Source organism: Janthinobacterium aestuarii, assembly GCF_046113285.1.
In the GTDB taxonomy this organism is placed as follows: domain Bacteria; phylum Pseudomonadota; class Gammaproteobacteria; order Burkholderiales; family Burkholderiaceae_D; genus Janthinobacterium.
The window spans coordinates 4,698,085-4,717,267 of the sequence record NZ_CP142524.1; the positions used below are offsets into that span (position 1 = coordinate 4,698,085).

A 19,183-nucleotide genomic window follows, 5' to 3' on the forward strand; every position below is an offset into this window, starting at 1 on the left:
CTCCGTGCGGGGTCAATGGGTGGCCACGGCGCGCCCGGCCGTGTCGAACAGAAAGGCATGGCCTTCTTCCGGCGCGAAGCCGATGGCGCTGCCCTGTGCCAGCGCGTGGCGCGCCTCGCCGTGCAGCTTGATGGCCACCGCATGCGAACTTCCCTCCAGCGTCGCGTGGATGATCTGCGCATCGCCCAGCTGCTCGATCAGGGTCACCGTGGCGCCGTAGCCCTCGTTGCGCGGCACCAGGCGCAGGTGTTCCGGGCGTATGCCGACCAGCATGCCCGCCGCGCCGCCAAGCTGGCTGGCCAGGGCCGGGACGGCGGCGCACGGCAAAAAGTTCATGCGCAGCGCGCCGATGAAACCGGCCACGAACTGGCTGGCCGGATGGCGGTACAGGGCCAAAGGCGCGCCCACCTGCTCCAGGTGGCCGCCATGGAAGACGGCGACCCGGTCACCGAGGGTCATGGCCTCGACCTGGTCGTGCGTCACGTAGATCATCGTCGTGCCCAGTTCCTGGTGCAGCTTGGCCAGCTCGATGCGCGTCTGCACGCGCAAGGACGCATCGAGGTTGGACAGCGGCTCATCAAACAAGAACACCTTGGGCTGGCGCACGATGGAGCGGCCGATGGCCACGCGCTGGCGTTCGCCGCCCGACAAGGCCTTGGGTTTGCGGTCGAGCAGGTGCGTGATCTGCAAAATCTCGGCCACCTTGCCGACGGCGGCGCGCACTTCGGCTTCCCCCTTGCCCGCCAATTTGAGGGCAAAGCCCATGTTGTCGCGCGCCGTCATGTGCGGGTACAGGGCATAGCTCTGGAAGACCATGGCGATGCCTCGCTCGGCCGGCGCCACGTCGTTGGCCAGCAGGTCGCCGATGCGCAGCTGGCCCGCGCTGATGTCTTCCAGTCCCGCGATCATGCGCAGCAGGGTCGACTTGCCGCAGCCGGACGGCCCGACGAAGACCATGAATTCGCCGTCGTGGATATCGAGATCAAGGCCCTTGACGATTTCCGGGCCGTCGCCGTAGGTCTTGCGGATGCCGCGCAGCGAGATGGCGGCCATGTCAGTGCTCCCCGGCCAGGACCAGCTGGGCCGGTGCGTGGGATGCGCGCTGCGCGGCGATGAAATCGCGGTACCACAGGGCGCTGTCCTTGAAGCTGCGCTGCTGCGTGGCGTAGTCGACGTACAGCATGCCGAAGCGCTTGGCGTAGCCCGAGTTCCACTCGAAATTGTCCATCAGGCTCCAGTAGAAATAACCGCGCACGTCGATGCCCTGCGTGATCACGGCGCGCAGGGCATCCAGGTGCAGCCGCACGTACTCGATGCGCGGTTCGTCGTGGATCTTGCCGCCGACGGGCTTGTCGGCGACGGCCATGCCGTTTTCCGTGATGTAGACGGGCGGCAGCCGGTACTCGCGGTGCAGGCCCACGAGCAGCTCCGTCAAGCCTTGCGGATAGGTTTCCCAGCCCATGTCGTTGACACCGAGCTTGCATTCGGGCTTGCGCGGCGGCGTCTCGGCGCTCATGTAAGCGCGCGTGTAATAGTTCACGCCGAGGAAATCGATGGGCTGTTTAATATCGATGAAATCGTTTTCAAAGATAGCCAAAGCAGAAGCGTCGGCGTGTTTCAGGGCCAGGGCCGGGTAGCGGCCCTTGAAGATGGCGTCCATATACCACTGCACCGAGCGCGCATATTCGAGTTCGGCCAGTTCGCGGTCCTGGGCGCTGTCGGTGGCCGGCGTGGCCGTCCACTGATTGAGCACGATGCCCAGTTTCGCCGGCGCATTCACCGTGCGCATCGCCTGTATGGCCAGGCCGTGCGACAGCAGCAGGTGGTGCGACACTTGCACGGCGGCGGCCGGATCGGCCATGCCGGGCGCGAACTGGCCCGTGCCGTGGCCCAGCACGGCCGTGCACCACGGCTCGTTGTGCGTGGCGATGCTGGCGACCTTGTGGCCGAAGCGGCGCGCCACCTCGGCCGCGTAGGCGGCGAAGTGATAGCAGGTGGCGCGGTTGAGCCAGCCGCCCTCGTCCTGCAAGGCTTGCGGCAAATCCCAGTGGTACAGGGTCAGATGGGCATCGAGACCCTTCGCGGCCAGGGCGTCGAGCAGGCGCGCATAGAAATCGAAGCCCGCCTCGTTCCAGGCGCCGGAACCCGTCGGCTGGACGCGCGACCAGGACATGGAAAAGCGGTAGGCGTTGACGCCCAGGCTGGCGATCAGCTCCACGTCCTCGGCATAGCGGTGGTAATGGTCGCAAGCCACGTCGCCATTGCTGCCGTCGATGATCTTGCCGTCCGTGTGGCTGAAGGTATCCCAGATGGACGGGCCGCGGCCGTCGATGGCGGCGGCGCCCTCGATCTGGTAGGCGCTGGTGGCCACGCCCCAGGTGAAGGTGGCGGGGAAGTTGGTGTCGATGTCGTCGTTATGCATGGTGGTCATGTCAGTGTGAGGGGTTGAGATAAATGTGTGGATCAGCCTTTGACGGCGCCCTGGGTCAAGCCTTCGATCAGGCGCTTCGAGGCGACAAAAAACATCAGCAGCAGCGGCAGCACGGCGATGGCGGCGCCCGTCATCAGCGCGCCCCACTCCGTGTTGTTCGGCGCCTGCATGCTGCGCAGGGCCAGCGGGATCGTGTAGTTCTCGACCGAGCGCATGACGACCAGCGGCGTGATGAAATTGTTCCACGAGTTGATGAAAGTGATCAGGCCCAGGGTGCCCATGGCGGGGCCGATCAGCGGCAGCACGACCCGCCAGTAGATGGCGAATTCGCCGCAGCCGTCGATGCGCGCCGCCTCGATCAGGTCCTTCGGTATCGCCGTGCCGATGTACTGGCGCATCAGGAAAATCCCCAGCGCGCCGGCCGCTCCCGGCACGTACAAGGCGCGCGGCTGGTCCAGCCATCCGAGGAAATCCATCAGCATGAAGGTCGGGATCATGTTCATGAAGGACGGGATGATCATCGAGGCCATCACCAGGGTAAACAGGGGCCGCTTGAAGCGGAATTCGTACATGGCGAAGGCATAGCCGCCCAGCGAGCAAAAGAACAAAGTCAGGGCGGTGGTCATCAAGGCCACGTAGAGGCTGATGCCGATATTGCGCCAGAACGGCAGGCGCTCCTGCAGCAGTTCGAGGTTGTTCAGCAGGGCCGTGCCGAACCAGCGCGGCGGCGGCAGGCTGTAGATCTCGGCGCTCGTGTGCGTGGCGAAGACGAACATGAAGTAGAACGGCGCGACCATGATCAGGGCGCCGATGGCCACCATGGCGTAGGCCGTCCAGCGGGTGGTTTTCATCGGGCCTCCTTGCGTTCATGACGTTCATTGCGGCTGAAGATGCGGTTATTCACCCAGGTGGTGCTGGCGATGATGAGGAACAGCAGCCAGGAAATGGCCGACGCCGTGCCGAAGTCGCCTGAGGAAAACGCCGTCTTGTAGACGAAGATGGCCGTCGTCATCACCGACTGGCTTACGCCGCTCGATTCGGCCACCAGCACGAACGGTTCCTCGAACAGCTGCAGATTGCCCATGATGGTCAAGGTGACGGCCAGGTAGATCATGGGGCGCAGCTGCGGCAGGGTGATGTACCAGAACTGCTGGCGTGTCGAGGCGCCGTCGATGGTGGCCGCTTCATATAAATCCTTCGGTATCACCTGCAGCGCGGACAGGTACAGCACCAGGTTCCAGCCCAGGTAGCGCCAGAAAATCACGAAGGCGACGGCCGGCTTGATGAACAGCGAGCTGCCCAGCCAGTCGATGGACTCTGACGGAAACAGGCTTCCCACCAGCGGCAGGCTGGCGCACCACTGGAGCAGCACATTGATCTGGCCGTAGTCGCGCGAGAACAGGGTGTTGAAGACCATGGCGATGGCCACACTGGAGGTGATGAACGGTAAAAAGTAAATGCCGATCACCAGGTTGCGCGAGCGCTTGAAGCTGTTGTGGATGAACGCTGCCAGCGGAATGGCGACCAGGTGCTGCGGCACGCCCGAGGCCAGCGCCAGCCACAGCGTATTGCCCAGCGAGCGCAAGAACCACGGGTCGCTCAAGGCGTATTTGTAGTTGTCCAGGCCCACCCACTGCATGGCTTCCACGCCGCTGGCCGCTTCCCACTGGTTGAACGACAGATAGATGGAAAACAGCAGCGGGAACAGGCTGAAGACGGCGAACAGGATGAAGAAGGGGCTGATGAAAATATATGGCGCCCACTGCTTCATGTTGAAACGCTTCCTGGCGCGCCGCGCCGGGACGGCGGCGCGCTCGGTACAAGGCATGGAGGTAGTCATGCTGCTCCTAGCGCCGCGCGCGGTGGGTGATCAGGGCCTTGGCGTCGGCCAGGGCCGTCTTGATATCCTTGTTTTGCGCCAGCACGCTTTCCAGTTCCATGTTGACGATGTCGCGCGCCACGGCGTCGAACTTGTCGACGCGGATGACGGGAATCTTCGCCGCCGTGTCGCGCGCCAGCAGGCGCGTCTTCTGGCCGCCGAAATACGCTTGCGGCTCGTCCATCATCGGGTCCGCATATGCCGCTTTCAGGGCGGGGAAGGCGCCGATCTCTTTCAGCGAGTGCAGCTGGATATCCTTGTTGACGGTCATGAACTTGATGAATTCCCAGGCCTGGATTTTATTCACGGCCTTTTTCGGGATGCCGTAGAAGGAGCCGCCGTAGGACGCCAGCGCGCCGGCCGGCAGGTTGGCCGCGCGCCACTGGCCCTTGGAATCGGGTGCCAGCCATTTGGCCAGGTGGCCGCTGAGCCAGGAACCCATCATCTGGCTGGCCACCTTGTCGCGTTTAAAACCTTCGGCCCACTCGCCCGTCCAGGCCACGGTGCGCGCGTCGATGCCGGCCACCCGCGCCGCCTTGGCCAGTTCGAAGGCCTTGACGAAACGGGGCGAGTCGACCAGCACCTGACCCTTGTCGCCAAAGTAAATGCCTTCGCCATCCTTCAGATTGGCGCGTATAACAATGTCGGCCAGGTCGCTGGCGCCGGCCAGCAGATAGGTGCCCGTGGCGGCCTTGAGCTTCTTGCCGGCGGCGATATACGATTCCCATGAAGCGGTCAAGTCGGCTTCCTTGATGCCCGCCTTGTCCATCAAGTCCTTGCGGTAGAACAGCGTACCCGGTCCCAGGTCGGCCGGCATGGCGCCCAGGGTGCCGCGCGAACTGCTCGCCTGCACGAAGGTGAACGGCACGAACTGGGCGCGGTACTGCCCTGCCCCGTATGGCGGCTGCAGCAAATCCTCCATGCCCTTCGACTCGGCGAAGCTGCCCACGTAGCGGAAGTCGATGGCCATCACGTCGGGCAGGCGCGCGCCGGCCGCCAGCGCCGTCGTCATCGAGTTATGGTGGTCGTCGATCTGCAGGCTGACCAGCTTGACCTTCACCTGCGGGTACAGCTTTTCCCACAGGGGCAAGGCCGTCTTGACGGCGCGGTCCAGGTCGGGGAACGAGGCGACGGTAATCGTCGCCGGGGCCAGCGCCGGCAACGGTGCGGCCGGCGGGATGGCGGCGGGCGCGGCGGCCACGCCACAGGCCAGGGTCAGCGCGGCCAGGGGGGCGGCGCCAAGGATGCTTGACTTCATTATTTCATCTCCGATTATTGAGCGTCTTCTATCTTGAAAACGTTTTCACAACATGTGTCCATTTAACACCGCAAAGAAAATCAAGTCAACCGAAAAAGTTGTCATTTTTATTGAGGGTGGCATGGCAAGCTGCACGCCGTGGCGTGTGTTCTCCTATGAAAAAGGGCAAAAATTCGTCATTTGAGCCGCCGTTGTTTTTTGTGAAAACGTTTTCAAGCGTAGGTCGGATTAGCGTTTCAACGCGTAATCCGACATGCACGGCCAACAATATTGTCGGGTTACGCCCGCAGGGCTAACCCGACCTACGCCGACCTACCCCGATCTGCGGCGCTATCGGCCATTTATGGTAATCTTTCGATGAAAAGGTTTTCAGAGCACTGACGACCAGCCATCTTGACACCCAGGAACCGCCTTGAACGATAGCGCCCACGCTGCTCCCCCTTCCACCCTGCTCGACGTGGCCCGCCAGGCCGGCGTGTCGCCCAGCACCGTCTCGCGCATCCTGAACGGCACGGCCAGGGTCTCCGATGACAAGCGCGACGCCGTGCTGGCGGCCATTGCGCACATGAAATTCGCGCCGAACCAGATGGCACAGGGCTTGAAGAAGGGCCGCTCGATGACCATCGGCATCGTGGTGCAGGATATTTCCAGCCCCTTCTTCGATGAAAGCCTGCGCGGCGTCGACGATGGGCTGAAGGACACGGGCTACGCGTCCGTCATCGTCAGCGGGCACTGGAATGCGCAGGAAGAAGCGGACCGTATCCGTCTGCTGTTGGCGCGAAAGGTCGACGGCATCATCCTGCTGTCGGGGCGCATCTCGGACGAGAGCGTGCTCGATTTCTCGCAGCAGCGGCCCATCGTCTCGACGGGCCGCCTGCTGGCAACGAAAAGCGCCATCGGCTTCAAGCTCGACAACGAATACGGCGCCTACCTGGCCGTGCGCCACTTGATCGAACTGGGCCACCGGCGCATCGCGTTTGTCGCCGGCCCCGCCAACAACACGGATGCGGCCGAGCGCCTGACGGGCTACCAGCGCGCGCTGCGCGAAGCGGACATCGCCATCGACCCGAAACTGATGGCGGAAGGCGATTTCCACGAGGCAAGCGGGATGCTGGCCATGAACCACTTGTTTGATACGCAGCAGCAATTCAGCGCCGTCTTCGCCGCCAACGACCTGTCCGCCTATGGCGTGCGCCTGTGTTTGTACCGCAAGGGCATCCGCGTACCCGACGATATCTCGCTCGTCGGTTTCGATGACTTGCCCGGCTCGTCCTACACGACGCCGCCGCTGACGACCATCCACCAGCCCCTGTACGACATCGGCCGCATCGCCACGGAAGCGCTGCTGGGACTGATCAACGGCGAAGCCGTGCAGGCGGCGATACCTCCTCTGGAACTGATCGTCAGGGAAACTACCCGACGTGTTCGCTAGGTCTGACGCTGAACGAGAATCACTACGCCACCCGCATCCGCGACGCGTGGCGGAATCTGCAGCAATGGCGCATCCGCTTTACAATAGTGGCTCGTTCAGCAAGAATGCCTGCTTCAAGCAAGCTTGGCTCAACCCTCCGGCCGCAGGCCGGTAGACTCCGAATACTCACCATAAAGGGACATCACATGGAACATACTCTGCCACCACTGCCGTATGAAATGGACGCTCTGGCGCCGCATATTTCGAAAGAAACCCTGGAATACCACTATGCCAAGCATCACCAGGCGTATGTCACCAACTTGAACAACCTGATCAAGGGTACCGAGTTCGAGAACCTGTCGCTGGAAGAGATCATCAAGAAATCGTCGGGCGGCATCTTCAACAATGCAGCGCAAGTATGGAACCACACCTTCTACTGGAACGGCATGAAGCCGGCCGGCGGCGGCGCGCCTACGGGTGCCGTGGCTGACGCGATCAACGCCAAATGGTCGTCGTTCGACAAGTTCAAGGAAGAATTCACCAAGTCGTGCGTGGGCAACTTCGGTTCGGGCTGGACCTGGCTGGTGCAAAAAGCCGACGGCTCCGTCGACATCGTCAACACCTCGAACGCCGGCTGCCCGCTGACCACCGGCGACAAGCCGCTGCTGACCTGCGACGTCTGGGAACACGCCTACTACATCGACTACCGCAACCTGCGCGCCAAGTACGTGGAAACGTTCTGGGGCCTGGTCAACTGGGAATTCGTTGCCAAGAACTTCGCGTAAGCGGTCCTTGTCAACGTAGGGCGAAAAAAGCCTGCGCCATCCCGCGCAGGTTTTTTTTCGCCTGCTGAAAAGCAGGACGCTGCGCTACAATCACTGCCCTGCCACCGCTATCTCCCTCTGCACCGATGTCCGCTCGCCTGCTGCGCCGCCTGTTGATGTTGCCCCTGCTGGCGTGCCACCTGCACGCGTGCGCGGCCGCCCCCCTGCTGTCCGACTACACCCACAATGGCTGGGGCGCCTTGCAAGGGGCGCCCGTCGACGTGCTCAAATTCGCCCAGGGCAAGGATGGCTGGCTGTGGATCGCCACGGCCACCGGCTTGTACCGCTACGATGGCGTGCGCTTCGACCGCGTCGACAGCGTGTACGGGCACCGCCTGCCATCGAGCAATGTGCTGGGCCTGGCCACGCCGCCGGACGGTGCCGTGTGGGTCGGCTACCGTCTCGGCGGCGTCAGCGTCTTTCGCCAGGGTGGCGCGCGCACCTACCGCGAAGCGGACGGCTTGCCGCCGGGCGCCGTGTTCCATATCGAGGCAGCGCCCGACGGCGCCATCTGGGTCGGCACGCGCGATGGCGCGGCGCGCCTGGCGCCGGGCGCCGACCGCTTCGTCGCGCAAGCGGCCAACGTGGGCCTGCCCGACAAGCGCGTGTACCAGATCCTGTTCGGGCGCGATGGCACGCAGTGGATGGGCACCATGCATGGCGTCTTTTTCCGCAAGCCGGGCCAGGCGCGCTTTTCCCATGCCTGGCCGCGCACCATGCTCACCAGCATGGATGAAGCGCCCGATGGCGCCATCTGGGCCGTCGACACGCACAGCAATTACTACCGCGTGCGCACCAGCGCGCCGCGCGGCGATGCGCCCATCCGGCCCGACGCCAGAGGCAACGGCATCCGCTTCGACCGCGCCGGCACCATGTGGCTGATGACACCCGATGGCATCGAACGCAAGTTCGACCCTGCCGGCCCCAGTCTGCCGGCCCAGCGCCTGACGCGCCAGAACGGCATCAGCGGCCCGCTGCCGCAAACGTCGTTCCAGGACCGCGAGGGCAATCTGTGGTTCGGCACCTCGACGGGCCTGGACCGGCTGCGACCGAACCGCCTGCAGACCTTGCCCGTCGCCGTGCCCTTCGACCACCCTGGCATGCTGCCGGGACCCGATGGCGACGTGTGGATCGGCGACTACGTGAGCGACGTGCGCAGCTTTACGGCCGACGGGATGAAAAAAGTGATCTTGAAAGGGGCGCTGGCGGCCAGCCACTGGGCGCCCGACGGCACGCTGTGGCTGGGCAACGAGCAGGAGCTGCACCATCGCGCACGCGACGGCACGATGACGCGCGTGACAGCGCCCGTGCAAGGACTCGATCCGCAGGCGCTGCAGCAGGACCGCTCGGGCGCCCTGTGGGCCTCGTTTTCCGGCGGCGGCCTGTTTCGCCTGAGCGAAGGAAAATGGATCGCGAACGGCGGCCTGTCCGGCCTGCCGGCGGTGCTGACCACGGCCATGGCGATCGATGGCGCCGGCACCGTCTGGCTGGGCCATGCCGACAATACGGTCAGCCTGGTGGCCGACGGCCAGCGCGCGGGCGCCGTCAGGCGGCTCGGCGCGGCCGAGGGCCTGCAGGTGGGCACCGTGCTGCAGCTGTACCGCGATGGCGACGCGATATGGGCCGGCGGCGAAAACGGCGTGGCCCTGTACCGCGCCGGGCGCTTCCACACCTTGCGCGGCGCGCGCGGCGCGGCGTTTCGCGGCGTGTCGGGCATCGTGCGCCTGCCGGACGGCGACCTGTGGCTGCATGGCGCGGACGGCATCGACCATATCGGCGCCGCCAGCCTGGCCGCGTGGATGCGGGACGGCAGCGCCGTCGTCTCGGAACACTTCGACGCGCTCGACGGCTTGCAGGGCCATGCCTCGCAGCTGCGCCCCGTGCCTTCTCTGATCCATGCGCCCGATGGCAAGCTGTGGTTCTCCACCTCGGCCACCATCGCCATGCTCGACCCGCTGCATATCCGCCGCAATCGCCTGCCGCCGCCGGTGCAGATCCACAGCTTGCTGGCCAATGGCGCGCGTTACGCGCTCGACGATGGCAAGCCGCTGCAGCTGCCGCAAGGCAGCAAGACCCTGCAGATCGGCTTCACGGCGCTGAGCCTGTCGATGCCGGAACGCGTGCGCCTGCGCTACCGGCTGGCGGGCGTGGACGCCGGCTGGCAAGAGGCGGTCGGGCGCCGCGAGGCGTACTACACCAACCTGGCACCGGGCAGCTACCGCTTCGACGTCACGGCCGCCAACGAAGACGGCGTGTGGAACACGCAGGGAGCCAAGCTCGACATCGTCATCGCGCCCGCCTTCGTGCAGACGCCGTGGTTCGTCGTGCTGCTGGCGCTGGGCGCCGCGCTGCTGCTGTACGGCGGCTATGTGCTGCGCATCCGCCATCTGACGCGCAACATGCAGGAACGGCTGCAGGAACGCTTGCAGGAGCGGCTGGCCGAACGCTCGCGCATCGCCCGCTCGCTGCACGACACCCTGCTGCAAAGCGTGCAGGGCCTGATCCTGTCGTTCCATGCGCATGCGGACATGCTGCCCAAGGGCACGCGCGAACGGGCGCGCCTCGACGGCACCCTCAACCTGGCCGACCAGCTGCTGATCGAAGGCCGCGACCAGATCATGGATTTGCGCGCCTCGGCCGAACCGGACGAACTGCGGCTGGCGCTGCAGCAATTCGGCAAGGGCCTGGCCGAGCACCGCGCGCACGCCTTCACCGTGCACGTCAGCGGCAGCTGCCGGCGCCTGCAGCCGCGCGTGCATGACGAGGTCTATGCCATCGCGCGCGAAGCGCTGTTCAACGCCTCGCGCTATGCCGAGGCGGCAAACATCGTGCTGGAACTCGACTATGCGGAGCAGGCATTCACCCTGCGCGTGCGCGACGACGGCTGCGGTCTCGATGACGCCGTGGCGCAAACGGGCCAGCGGCCCGGCCACTGGGGCCTGGTCGGCATGCGCGAGCGCGCCGCCGGCATCGGGGCCAGCCTGCGCATCGACAGCCGGCCCGGCGCCGGCACGCAGATCGAAGTGAGCGTGCCGGGCCGCCAGGCCTACTGACGGTGCCGGCGGGGCTGACGGAGCACGCCCGCAAGCGTCCGCGGGCGGGAGAGAAAATGTTATACGATGCGCAAGAGCGCCGTCTTGCTCACCGATCCTGCCCCACCACTTTCTGAAAGCCCGCCATGAAAAAATGCATGCTTGCCCTGCTCGTGTTTGCTTCCGGTTCCGCCTTCGCCAACTCGGCCTGCGACACGCCGCGCAACGACTTCGACGGCCTGTATTGCCTCAACAAGGTGTACCAGGAAGCGGACAAGGAACTCAACGCCAACTACAAGACACTCGCCGCCAAGCTCGATGCCGGCGGCAAGCAGAAGCTGAAATCGGGCCAGCTGGCATGGATCGCCAACCGCAACGACGCCTGCTCCAAACGCGAATCGTCGGGCTTCTATGTGAATCTCGATTGCGCCACCAAGACCACCATCGAACGCGCGCAATTCCTGCAGGACCGCGTGCGCGAATGCGTGAGCGCCGGCTGCCAGAACAGCAAACTGTGATGTAAGTCTGCGCCAGCGCAAACGGGAGCGGGCGGCAAGCGCCCATACTGGCCGCTCCGATGTTTCCCCGTTTGTGCCATGAGCAAACTCATCGATATTTCCCTGGACCGGTGGGACGCCAGCGGCAGCGCCGCGCAGCAGGCGGCGGCGCTGCAGGCACTCGAAGATGGGCAAGTCGTGCTGCTGCCCCGCCTGGGCTTTTCCCTGCAACCGGAAGAGCATGCCCTGCTGAACGGCGCTGTGGGTAGCGCCAGCAGCGCCAAGAACATCAGCTGGGAACCGTCACGCGGCGTGCGCGGCCACGGCGATGCCTGCGATGCGGCCCTGCTGGCCGCGCTGATGCAACGTTATGCGCAGCACACGCAGCGCTTGCTGGCCGGCTTGCTGCCCGGCTATGTTCCCCATCTGCAGCAAGGCAAGGGCAGCTTTCGCCCCGTGGAAATCGCCGGCCGGGTGACGTCCTGGCGCAAGGACGATACGCGCCTGCACGTCGACAGTTTCCCCTCCTCACCCACGCAGGGCCGGCGCATCCTGCGCGTCTTCACCAACATCGATCCGCGCGGCGCGCCCCGCGTGTGGAAACTGGGCGCGCCGTTCGAACAGGTGGCGCAGCATTTTTTACCTCTTGCAAAGCGTCCGCAGCCCGTGCTGGCGGCGCTGCTGCACCGGCTGCGCATCACCAAGTCGCGGCGCACGGCCTACGATCACTACATGCTGCAGCTGCACGACGCCATGAAGGCCGATCTCGCTTACCAGGCGCAGGCGGAGCAGCACACCCATGCATTCGCGCCGGGCCAGACGTGGATCGTCTTCAGCGATGCCGTATCGCATGCCGCCCTGCGGGGACAGCATGCGCTCGAGCAAACCTGGCTGCTGCCCGTGCGCGCCATGGCCGCCCCCCACAAATCGCCGCTGGCCATCCTCGAGCGCCAGTTGCAGCGGCCGCTGGCCTAGCCTGGCCTGGGCTCGCGCCCCGATAAAAGCGGATTCAGGCCGGCAAGCGGGCCGCCTTGAAGCGCCGCCAGGCCTTGTGCATGCGGCCATCGCTGCCATCGGTCTGCGCGCGCGCCGCCAGATAGCCGCGCACGAAGGCCGCGTGCAGCCGCAAGCCGTCCTGGGCGGACTGGTCAGCCTCGTCGGCCTGGCCAGCCTGAACTTCGGGCAATTGCTGCAGCAGCCGGTCGGCCACCTGCACATCGTTGAGCCAGCCCAGTTCATCCTGCAAGGCCGACAAGCGTCCCACATACGGTTTCACGGCCCGTCCCGCAAACAGCGAGGCAAAGAATTCCGTCGCATAGCGCGTCTTCTTGGCCGCGATGCGCACTTGATGGCGCTGCTGCGGCGTGGCATGCAGCAGGCGCTTGCCGCGCTTCATCAGGCGGCGCTGGTCCTTGCGCAGGGTGGCGCGGGCAAACGGCGACACGCGCGCATCGAGGCGCCGCAATTGGCGCGCGGAACAGCCATCGCGCCAGGCGCGCGCCTGCAGCCAGCGCTGCAAGCCCAGCATGCAGGCCGTGTAGCGCGCCGAGGTGACGGCCTGGGCGGCTTGTTGGTGCTTGAGCCGCGCCTGCGCGTGCGCCGCCTGTGCCAGCGCCGCCGCATCGGCCTGCGCCTCGCCATCGAGCTGCGCCAGGGTATTGCCAGCCAACACATCCCAGTCGCGCGCCTCGCCCAGCGCGCCGCCCAGCCAGTCGAGTTCGGCCTTCAAGGCGTCCGGCAAGGCCAGCAGGGACTTGAACATGCCCAGCGCCGAGCGCAAACGGCGCAGTCCCACGCGCATCTGGTGCACGCTTTCCACATCCTCGCCCGCCGCCACGCCATCCTGGTTGCCGCTGACCTGTTCCAGGCAATTGCCGGCGATGGCCACAAACACTTGCTCCACCGACATGGCCGCGTCCAGCGCCAGCGGTTGCGCCTTGACGGCTTGCAAGGGGGTCGATGCCGCCAGCCGGTAACCGCGTTCCGCCTTGCTCATGTGGCCCAGCTGCAGCGGCACGTCCTGCAGCAGCGCCAGCGCCACGTCGAACAGGCTGGAAGCTTGCCCCTGCTTCAATTCCAGTTCGACCTCGCTGACGGGCACGCTGTATACGGTACCATCGGCACCATCGGCACCATCCGCGCCGCTTTCAATGACACCCTGGTCCAGCACGCATTCGATCTGGTCGCCCTGCGGCGTGCGCAGCTGCCAGACGGTGCGCTCGATGCGTGTGGTAAACACGGGCTGCAAGGCGTCGCGGACGGCGTCCCGGCGCAGCAGCGCGCGGATGGGCTGCTTGCGGCCGATGGCCGAGTCGAGCGCGGCCAGATCCGGCTGCGGCCCCGGCACGTCGCCTTCCCATTCGTGGCGGCTGTGCAGGCCGCCGTTGACGGTGCCGCCCGCCTTCAGCGTTTGCACCCAGCGCCCGTCCACCTGTCGCACGCGCAAGCCCGCGTGGTGGCGGCACAGCTGCAAATCGGGCGTATCGACATAGATATCGTGCATCTGCAGCACCTGCGGCGCACCTTGCGCAGCCTGCGCCAAGAGCGGGTGGGCGCGCAGACGGGGCGCGTCCTGCGGCGCCAGCAGCAATTTCAATTCGATTTCCATGTCCGCTCCTTGCGAGATTCCTGAACGCCCATTGTAAGGCGCGTCCCGCCGCGCGCAAGGCGCACGCACGCACACCTTGATTTTGCGCCAAAATAGGCGATTCATTTACAAGGAGACGCCATGACCTATCACGCCGCCGAGAACCGCTACGACAGCATGCCATACCGCACGTGCGGGCGCAGCGGGCTGAAATTGCCGCTGCTGTCCCTGGGACTGTGGCATAACTTTGGCGACAGCAACAATCTGGCTTCGCAGCGCGATATGCTGCGCACCGCGTTTGACCTGGGCATCACGCATTTCGACCTGGCCAATAACTACGGCCCGCCGTATGGCAGCGCGGAAAGCAATTTCGGCAAGCTGCTGCGCGACGATTTTTTACCGTACCGCGATGAGCTGATCATTTCCACCAAGGCGGGCTGGGACATGTGGCCGGGTCCGTACGGCCAGGGCGGCGGTTCGCGCAAATATGTGCTGGCCAGCCTGGACCAGAGCCTGCAACGCCTGGGTCTCGACTACGTCGACATCTTTTACTCGCACCGCTACGACGCCGACACGCCGCTGGAAGAAACCATGGGCGCGCTGGCGACCGCCGTGCAGCAGGGCAAGGCACTGTACGTGGGCCTGTCGTCGTATTCGCCGCAAAAGACGGCCGAGGCGGCCGCCCTGCTGAAGGAATGGAAAGTGCCGTGTTTGATCCACCAGCCTGCCTACAATATGCTCAACCGCTGGATCGAGGAAGACGGCTTGCTCGACACGCTGCAAGAGCAGGGCATGGGCTGCATCACGTTCACGGCGCTGGCGCAGGGTTTATTGAGCGACAAATACCTCGATGGCGTGCCGCAGGATGCGCGCGTCAACCGCCCCGGCGGCGGTTCGCTGACGCAACAGCACTTGAGCGCGGAAAACCTGGCCCGCGTGCGCGCCCTGAATCAGATCGCCGCGCAGCGGGGCCAGACCCTGGCGCAGATGGCGCTGGCCTGGGTGCTGCGCGATCCGCGCGTCACTTCGACCCTGATCGGCGCGAGCAGCAGCGCGCAAATCCGCGAAAACGTGGCCGCGCTGCAGCAGTTGTCATTCACGGCCGACGAGCTGGCCGCCATCGACGTGCAGGCGCGTGAAGGCCATATCAATCTGTGGGAAGGCCCGTCGCGGGCCACCTGAGGATCGTCCCCCGCTTGTGGCGGCGGCAGCCAGCAGGTAGACTGCCGCCTCCCACGACATCCGCGACAAGGTTCCATGCAAGTCATCCCTGCCATCACCGTCTGTTTACTGCTTTCCTGTACGGCCCCTGCCAGCGCGGCCAATTATTGCGACTCGCCGCAATGGTCGATCGTGCATAACAAGAGCTACGACGAGGTCATGCAGATTGCCACGAAGCGCGACAAGATCCGCGACGCCGAATGCAGTTTTACCGATGTGATCCTGCGCATCCAGAACGAGGAGGCCGGCATCGGGCGCTATCCGGGCATCCTGCTCATCGCCGACGCGCAGGATGAACGCTTCGTCGTCACCAGCCGCGTCGGCGCCTACACCATCTTCAGCTACCGCTATAACGACAAGCGCCTGCTGCAGTTTGCCATGAAGGATCACAGCTGGGAGGAAGGCGAAGCGTTCCAGGCCGGCGCCTACAAGATTACCGGCGTCAAGGAGTTCAAGACCATCACGGGCTTTCCCGCCACCTTGCTGGTAGTACAGACTTTCCAGTTTTACGGGCCCAAATAGGGCGGCAGCAGCGCGCCCAGCTCCTGCGCCACTTGCCGGCGCCGCTCGGGCGTGGCGAACACGCCCACCGCCACATGACGGGTAGCATCACACATATCGTTGATGTGTATCAATTGGTGCGGCCCTTGCGGCACTTCGACGCGCGTGCGCCATGGCGAAAAGTGGTGGCGCCGGCAGCGGCCGGCGCTGACCTGTTCGACGATCAGCTCGCCGTCGCGCAGGGCGATGTGTTCATAGTCGCGCGCGTGGCGCAGGTAGTGCAGCAGAGCGGCGGCCACCAGGCCCAGTTCGGCGAACGAAAAGACGGGAATGGTCCAGAGGCCGCGCAGCGCAAAGGCGGCGGCAATGACGAGGGAAAACAGGCATAGCAAGCCATAGGCGCGCAGCAACTGGCGCGCCGTCAAGGCACTGTGGCGCGCGAGCAGCCATTGCGGCTGCTCGCGCGAGTGATCGCGTGGCATGGCGCCTCCCGCACTATCGCTCCATCACCGCGGCGGCCTTCGCCGCCGCCAGGTTCCGCCAGATCGTTCAGCCAGCGTGCGCCCGGGTCAGGCGCCCATCCTCACCAGCGCGTGGCCCACGTGCTGCCACCAGTGATCGCGCGACTTGACCTGTTTCAGGCAAGACGTGTCGATTTCCGTCGGAAACACGCGATCCTGGCACGCCTTCGTTTCCAGGGCATAGCGCTGGTTTTCCGCCGCCGCCAGGGCCACGACCAGCCAGAACGCCAGCGCCAGCAAGACCACCAGCGCACTCCAGGCCAGGTGATTGGTGTTACTTTTTTCGCCAAAAAACTCGCGCGGCCGCGTCTCGCGGTACATCGACATCAAGCCTTTTTCTTTCTCTTCCGACATCTGCGTTTGCATCCTCTGACATCCTATCCTGTGCCGGCCGGCTGGCCATGGCGGCGCGCACGCCGCCTTGCCAGCATTTTACGCTGATGGCGCCAGAACGGCGGCAATTTGCGGCCGGCCGCCGGCATCAGGGGCGCGGCGCTGGCGCCTGGGGAACGCCGGGTTCGCCATCGCCCTCCTCTGCGGGCCGCACGGGCGCCAGGCTTTCCACATGATCGACATCGATATCGCCGCCGTCGGGCGCCGTACTGCGCGGCTCCACGCCGGCCCGTTCGCCCGTGCCGGCCGCATCGCTGTCGTTATCGAGTTCTTCCCCATCCTGGCCGGGCACGCCCTGCATGTCGCTGCCGCTGTCGGAACTGTCGCTGGGACCGAGCGCGCCCTTGCCATGGCCGGAGCCCAGAACGCGGTCGGGCGTGACGGGCAAATTGTCCGGATCGAGTGTGCTGCTGCTCATGGCTGACTCCCGTTAACAAAAAAACCAGCTTACTCTCCTGGCCAGTCCAGTGGCGCACGGCTGCCCGACCTTTTCCGAGGGGAAAATGCGGCGGCGCACAACTATTTTCATAAATTAATTCACAAATGTACTATTCATTGCTATAGTTAATCCAAGTAAGCATCTTCTCATCCAGAAATTGCTTCATCGGCGGCACGGCGCCCACCAGCGCCATGCCGCCGAACCGACCGGTACGTGGCGATCCGGCCCATCCACCCAGCCATCATGCACATTTTGGAGTCTTCTCATGCAAGCCAAATCACTCATCGCAGCATTGTTTGCCATTACCACCGCTACTTCGGCGTTTGCCCAGAGCGCCGCGCCTGCCGCTGCCAGCCAGCAACTCACGCGTGCTGACGTCACGGCCGAATACATCCGTGCCCGCAACGCCGGCGAAATCGCCACCAGCGAAGTCGACTATCCGAAAACGCCGTCCACCGCCGCCAGCAAAGTGACGCGCGAACAAGTCATGGCCGAGTTCTACGCCGCCCGCAAGGCTGGCCTGATCCCGCAAACGGAAGCGGACTTTGATGTCGCGCAAACGGCCAAGCACGTCGTGCAATAAGAAACCAGTCAGCCGGTTTCAGTCAGTAACAACTCAGTTGCGGCGCAGCACTCGGGCCACTCCCGAAGCTCCCCGCGGCGAGCTGTGATACCCCAGCAGCCCCCCCAACACTACCTCTCCCGGAGTCCCTGCATGTCCCTGCACCGCCGTTTGCTTGCCGCCAGCCTGATCCTTGCCTTGAGCGCTTGCGCCGACATGGGCCATATCGCGCCGCAATCGGCCATGCTCGACGCCAACAAGCTGCAGGCGAGCCAGGCCATGGATGCGGCCGCCAGCGCCGCCATACAATGGCCGCGCACGCAATGGTGGCAAGACTTGCACGACCCGCAATTGAACCGGTTGATGGACCAGGCGCTGGCCGACAGCCCCACCCTGCGCGGCGCCCAGGCGCGCGTGCGCCAGGCCGAGGCGCTGGCCGGCGCGGCCGAGGACAAGACCCGCCCGCAGGCGGACGCGAACGTCTCCATCAACCGCGAACTGTATTCGCAGCACGGCAGCACGCCGGCGCCGCTGGCCGGCAACTATGCGTGGCGCAACCAGGCCACCGTCACGGCCTCGTACGACTTGGACCTGTGGGGCCGCAACCGCGCCGCCCTGTCCGCCGCCCTGGGCGACGTGCAGATGGCGTCGGCCGAATCGCAGATGGCCCGCCTGGCCCTGGAAACGGCGCTGGTGCGCACCTACATCCAGCTGTCATACGAATTCCAGCTGCAGGACGTGATCGAGCGCAGCCTGGCGCAGCGCGTCCGCATCCTCGACATCACGCGCCAGCGCAAGGCGGCCGGCATCGGCACGGACATTGACGTGGCGCAAATCGAAACCACCTTGCCTGCGGGACGCCGCCAGCTGGAGCAGTCGGCCGAATCGCTGGCCCTGCTGCGCAACCAGCTGGCCGCGCTGGCGGGCAAGGGTCCGGCCGCGGGCGCCGCGCTCACGCGCCCCGTGCTGCGACTGGACCAGCCGCTGGCCATTCCCGCCGCCCTGCCGGCCGACCTGATCGGCCGCCGGCCCGACATCGCCGCCCAGCGCTGGCGAGTGGAAGCGGCGGCGCAGCGCATCGACGCGGCCAAGGCCGAGTTCTACCCGAACGTCAACCTGGTGGCGTTCGCCGGTTTCCAGGCCTTCGGCTTCAGCCACTTTCTCGACGCCAACTCGGAGATCCGCGGCGCCTCTCCCGCACTGAGCCTGCCCATCTTTGCCGGCGCCCGTTTGCGCGCCCAGCTGGGCAGCCAGACGGCCGTGTACGACGGCGCCGTGGAGCAATACAACGCCACCGTCATCAACGCCATGTCGGATGTGGCCAACGCCGTCACCCGCGCCCAGTCGCTGGCAAAGCAGCACCAGCTGACCGTGCAGGCGCTGGCCACGGCGCAGCGCGCGCGCGACCTGGCGGAAAAAGCGTACAAGGCGGGCATGAGCGACGCCATCAACATGCTCAACACGCAAGTGGCGCTGCTGGCGGAAGAACAGCAGCAGGCGCAAAATGGGGCGCGCGAGCTCGATCTCTACGTTTCCTTGATGAATGCATTGGGAGGCGGTATCTAGACTCGCGTTGCCATAGCCCAACAAGATACAATCGGAACTTTATTGACACATGAAGGAATAT

At 65.2% G+C, this 19,183-nt stretch carries 18 protein-coding genes; 9 read left to right on the top strand and 9 right to left on the bottom strand.

The window, feature by feature from the left end:
• Positions 1-12: 12 nt before the first annotated feature.
• Genes OX462_RS21025 through OX462_RS21045 form a run of 5 tightly spaced genes read right to left on the bottom strand, consistent with a single transcriptional unit; the run spans position 13 to position 5,568 of the window.
• The gene (locus OX462_RS21025) at positions 13-1,053 is read right to left on the bottom strand and encodes an ABC transporter ATP-binding protein (RefSeq protein ID WP_409026975.1); all 1,041 of its coding nucleotides are present in this window, start codon (positions 1,051-1,053) and stop codon (positions 13-15) included.
• A 1-nt stretch (position 1,054) separates the two neighbouring features.
• A complete protein-coding gene (locus tag OX462_RS21030; protein ID WP_409026976.1) occupies positions 1,055-2,431 on the bottom strand; it encodes a GH1 family beta-glucosidase in 1,377 nt (458 codons plus the stop codon).
• A gap of 32 nt (positions 2,432-2,463) precedes the next feature.
• Positions 2,464-3,282: a carbohydrate ABC transporter permease gene (locus tag OX462_RS21035; protein ID WP_034751746.1), complete on the bottom strand. Its 819-nt coding sequence runs from the start codon at positions 3,280-3,282 to the stop codon at positions 2,464-2,466.
• Entirely contained in the window at positions 3,279-4,271 is a 993-nt protein-coding gene (locus OX462_RS21040; RefSeq protein ID WP_121668755.1) for a carbohydrate ABC transporter permease, read from the bottom strand. The genes OX462_RS21035 and OX462_RS21040 overlap by 4 nt, the downstream gene beginning before the upstream one ends.
• Before the next feature lie 7 nt (positions 4,272-4,278).
• The gene (locus tag OX462_RS21045; RefSeq protein ID WP_409026977.1) at positions 4,279-5,568 is read right to left on the bottom strand and encodes an extracellular solute-binding protein; all 1,290 of its coding nucleotides are present in this window, start codon (positions 5,566-5,568) and stop codon (positions 4,279-4,281) included.
• Positions 5,569-5,980: 412 nt separating this feature from the next.
• Here OX462_RS21045 and OX462_RS21050 point away from each other — a divergent pair, with 412 nt between their 5' ends.
• The 5 genes from OX462_RS21050 (at position 5,981) to OX462_RS21070 (ending at position 12,307) form a co-directional block, all read left to right on the top strand.
• Positions 5,981-7,000, top strand: coding sequence for a LacI family DNA-binding transcriptional regulator (locus tag OX462_RS21050; RefSeq protein WP_070312070.1), 1,020 nt, complete (start codon positions 5,981-5,983; stop codon positions 6,998-7,000).
• 185 nt (positions 7,001-7,185) lie between these two features.
• Positions 7,186-7,764 carry a superoxide dismutase [Fe] gene (gene sodB, locus OX462_RS21055; RefSeq protein ID WP_071078930.1) on the top strand — a complete coding sequence of 193 codons (579 nt, stop codon included), beginning with the start codon at positions 7,186-7,188 and terminating at the stop codon, positions 7,762-7,764.
• A 125-nt stretch (positions 7,765-7,889) separates the two neighbouring features.
• The gene (locus tag OX462_RS21060; protein ID WP_409026978.1) at positions 7,890-10,856 is read left to right on the top strand and encodes a sensor histidine kinase; all 2,967 of its coding nucleotides are present in this window, start codon (positions 7,890-7,892) and stop codon (positions 10,854-10,856) included.
• Between the two features lie 137 nt (positions 10,857-10,993).
• Entirely contained in the window at positions 10,994-11,353 is a 360-nt protein-coding gene (locus OX462_RS21065; protein WP_230503927.1) for a lysozyme inhibitor LprI family protein, read from the top strand.
• Positions 11,354-11,431: 78 nt separating this feature from the next.
• Positions 11,432-12,307 carry a Kdo hydroxylase KdoO gene (locus tag OX462_RS21070; RefSeq protein WP_409026979.1) on the top strand — a complete coding sequence of 292 codons (876 nt, stop codon included), beginning with the start codon at positions 11,432-11,434 and terminating at the stop codon, positions 12,305-12,307.
• Positions 12,308-12,341: 34 nt separating this feature from the next.
• Here the strand turns inward: OX462_RS21070 and OX462_RS21075 are convergent, their stop codons facing one another.
• Entirely contained in the window at positions 12,342-13,940 is a 1,599-nt protein-coding gene (locus tag OX462_RS21075; RefSeq protein WP_409026980.1) for a CYTH and CHAD domain-containing protein, read from the bottom strand.
• Between the two features lie 120 nt (positions 13,941-14,060).
• Between OX462_RS21075 and mgrA the strand changes: the two genes are divergently transcribed.
• Positions 14,061-15,101, top strand: coding sequence for an L-glyceraldehyde 3-phosphate reductase (mgrA, locus tag OX462_RS21080; protein ID WP_070224627.1), 1,041 nt, complete (start codon positions 14,061-14,063; stop codon positions 15,099-15,101).
• 75 nt (positions 15,102-15,176) lie between these two features.
• Positions 15,177-15,662, top strand: coding sequence for a hypothetical protein (locus tag OX462_RS21085; protein WP_409026981.1), 486 nt, complete (start codon positions 15,177-15,179; stop codon positions 15,660-15,662).
• Here OX462_RS21085 and OX462_RS21090 read toward each other — a convergent pair.
• The 3 genes from OX462_RS21090 to OX462_RS21100 form a co-directional block, all read right to left on the bottom strand.
• Positions 15,647-16,123 (bottom strand): DUF2244 domain-containing protein, encoded by a 477-nt coding sequence (locus OX462_RS21090; protein ID WP_409026982.1) that lies wholly within the window; start codon positions 16,121-16,123, stop codon positions 15,647-15,649. The two genes, OX462_RS21085 and OX462_RS21090, sit on opposite strands and share 16 nt — an antisense overlap.
• Positions 16,124-16,210: 87 nt before the next feature.
• Entirely contained in the window at positions 16,211-16,528 is a 318-nt protein-coding gene (locus OX462_RS21095) for a hypothetical protein (RefSeq protein ID WP_409026983.1), read from the bottom strand.
• Positions 16,529-16,643: 115 nt separating this feature from the next.
• A complete protein-coding gene (locus OX462_RS21100) occupies positions 16,644-16,973 on the bottom strand; it encodes a hypothetical protein (protein ID WP_409026984.1) in 330 nt (109 codons plus the stop codon).
• Between the two features lie 286 nt (positions 16,974-17,259).
• Here OX462_RS21100 and OX462_RS21105 point away from each other — a divergent pair, with 286 nt between their 5' ends.
• Together OX462_RS21105 and OX462_RS21110 are read left to right on the top strand one after the other, a co-directional pair.
• Positions 17,260-17,577: a DUF4148 domain-containing protein gene (locus OX462_RS21105; RefSeq protein WP_162995582.1), complete on the top strand. Its 318-nt coding sequence runs from the start codon at positions 17,260-17,262 to the stop codon at positions 17,575-17,577.
• A gap of 132 nt (positions 17,578-17,709) precedes the next feature.
• A complete protein-coding gene (locus tag OX462_RS21110; protein WP_409026985.1) occupies positions 17,710-19,122 on the top strand; it encodes an efflux transporter outer membrane subunit in 1,413 nt (470 codons plus the stop codon).
• Positions 19,123-19,183 lie beyond the last annotated feature (61 nt).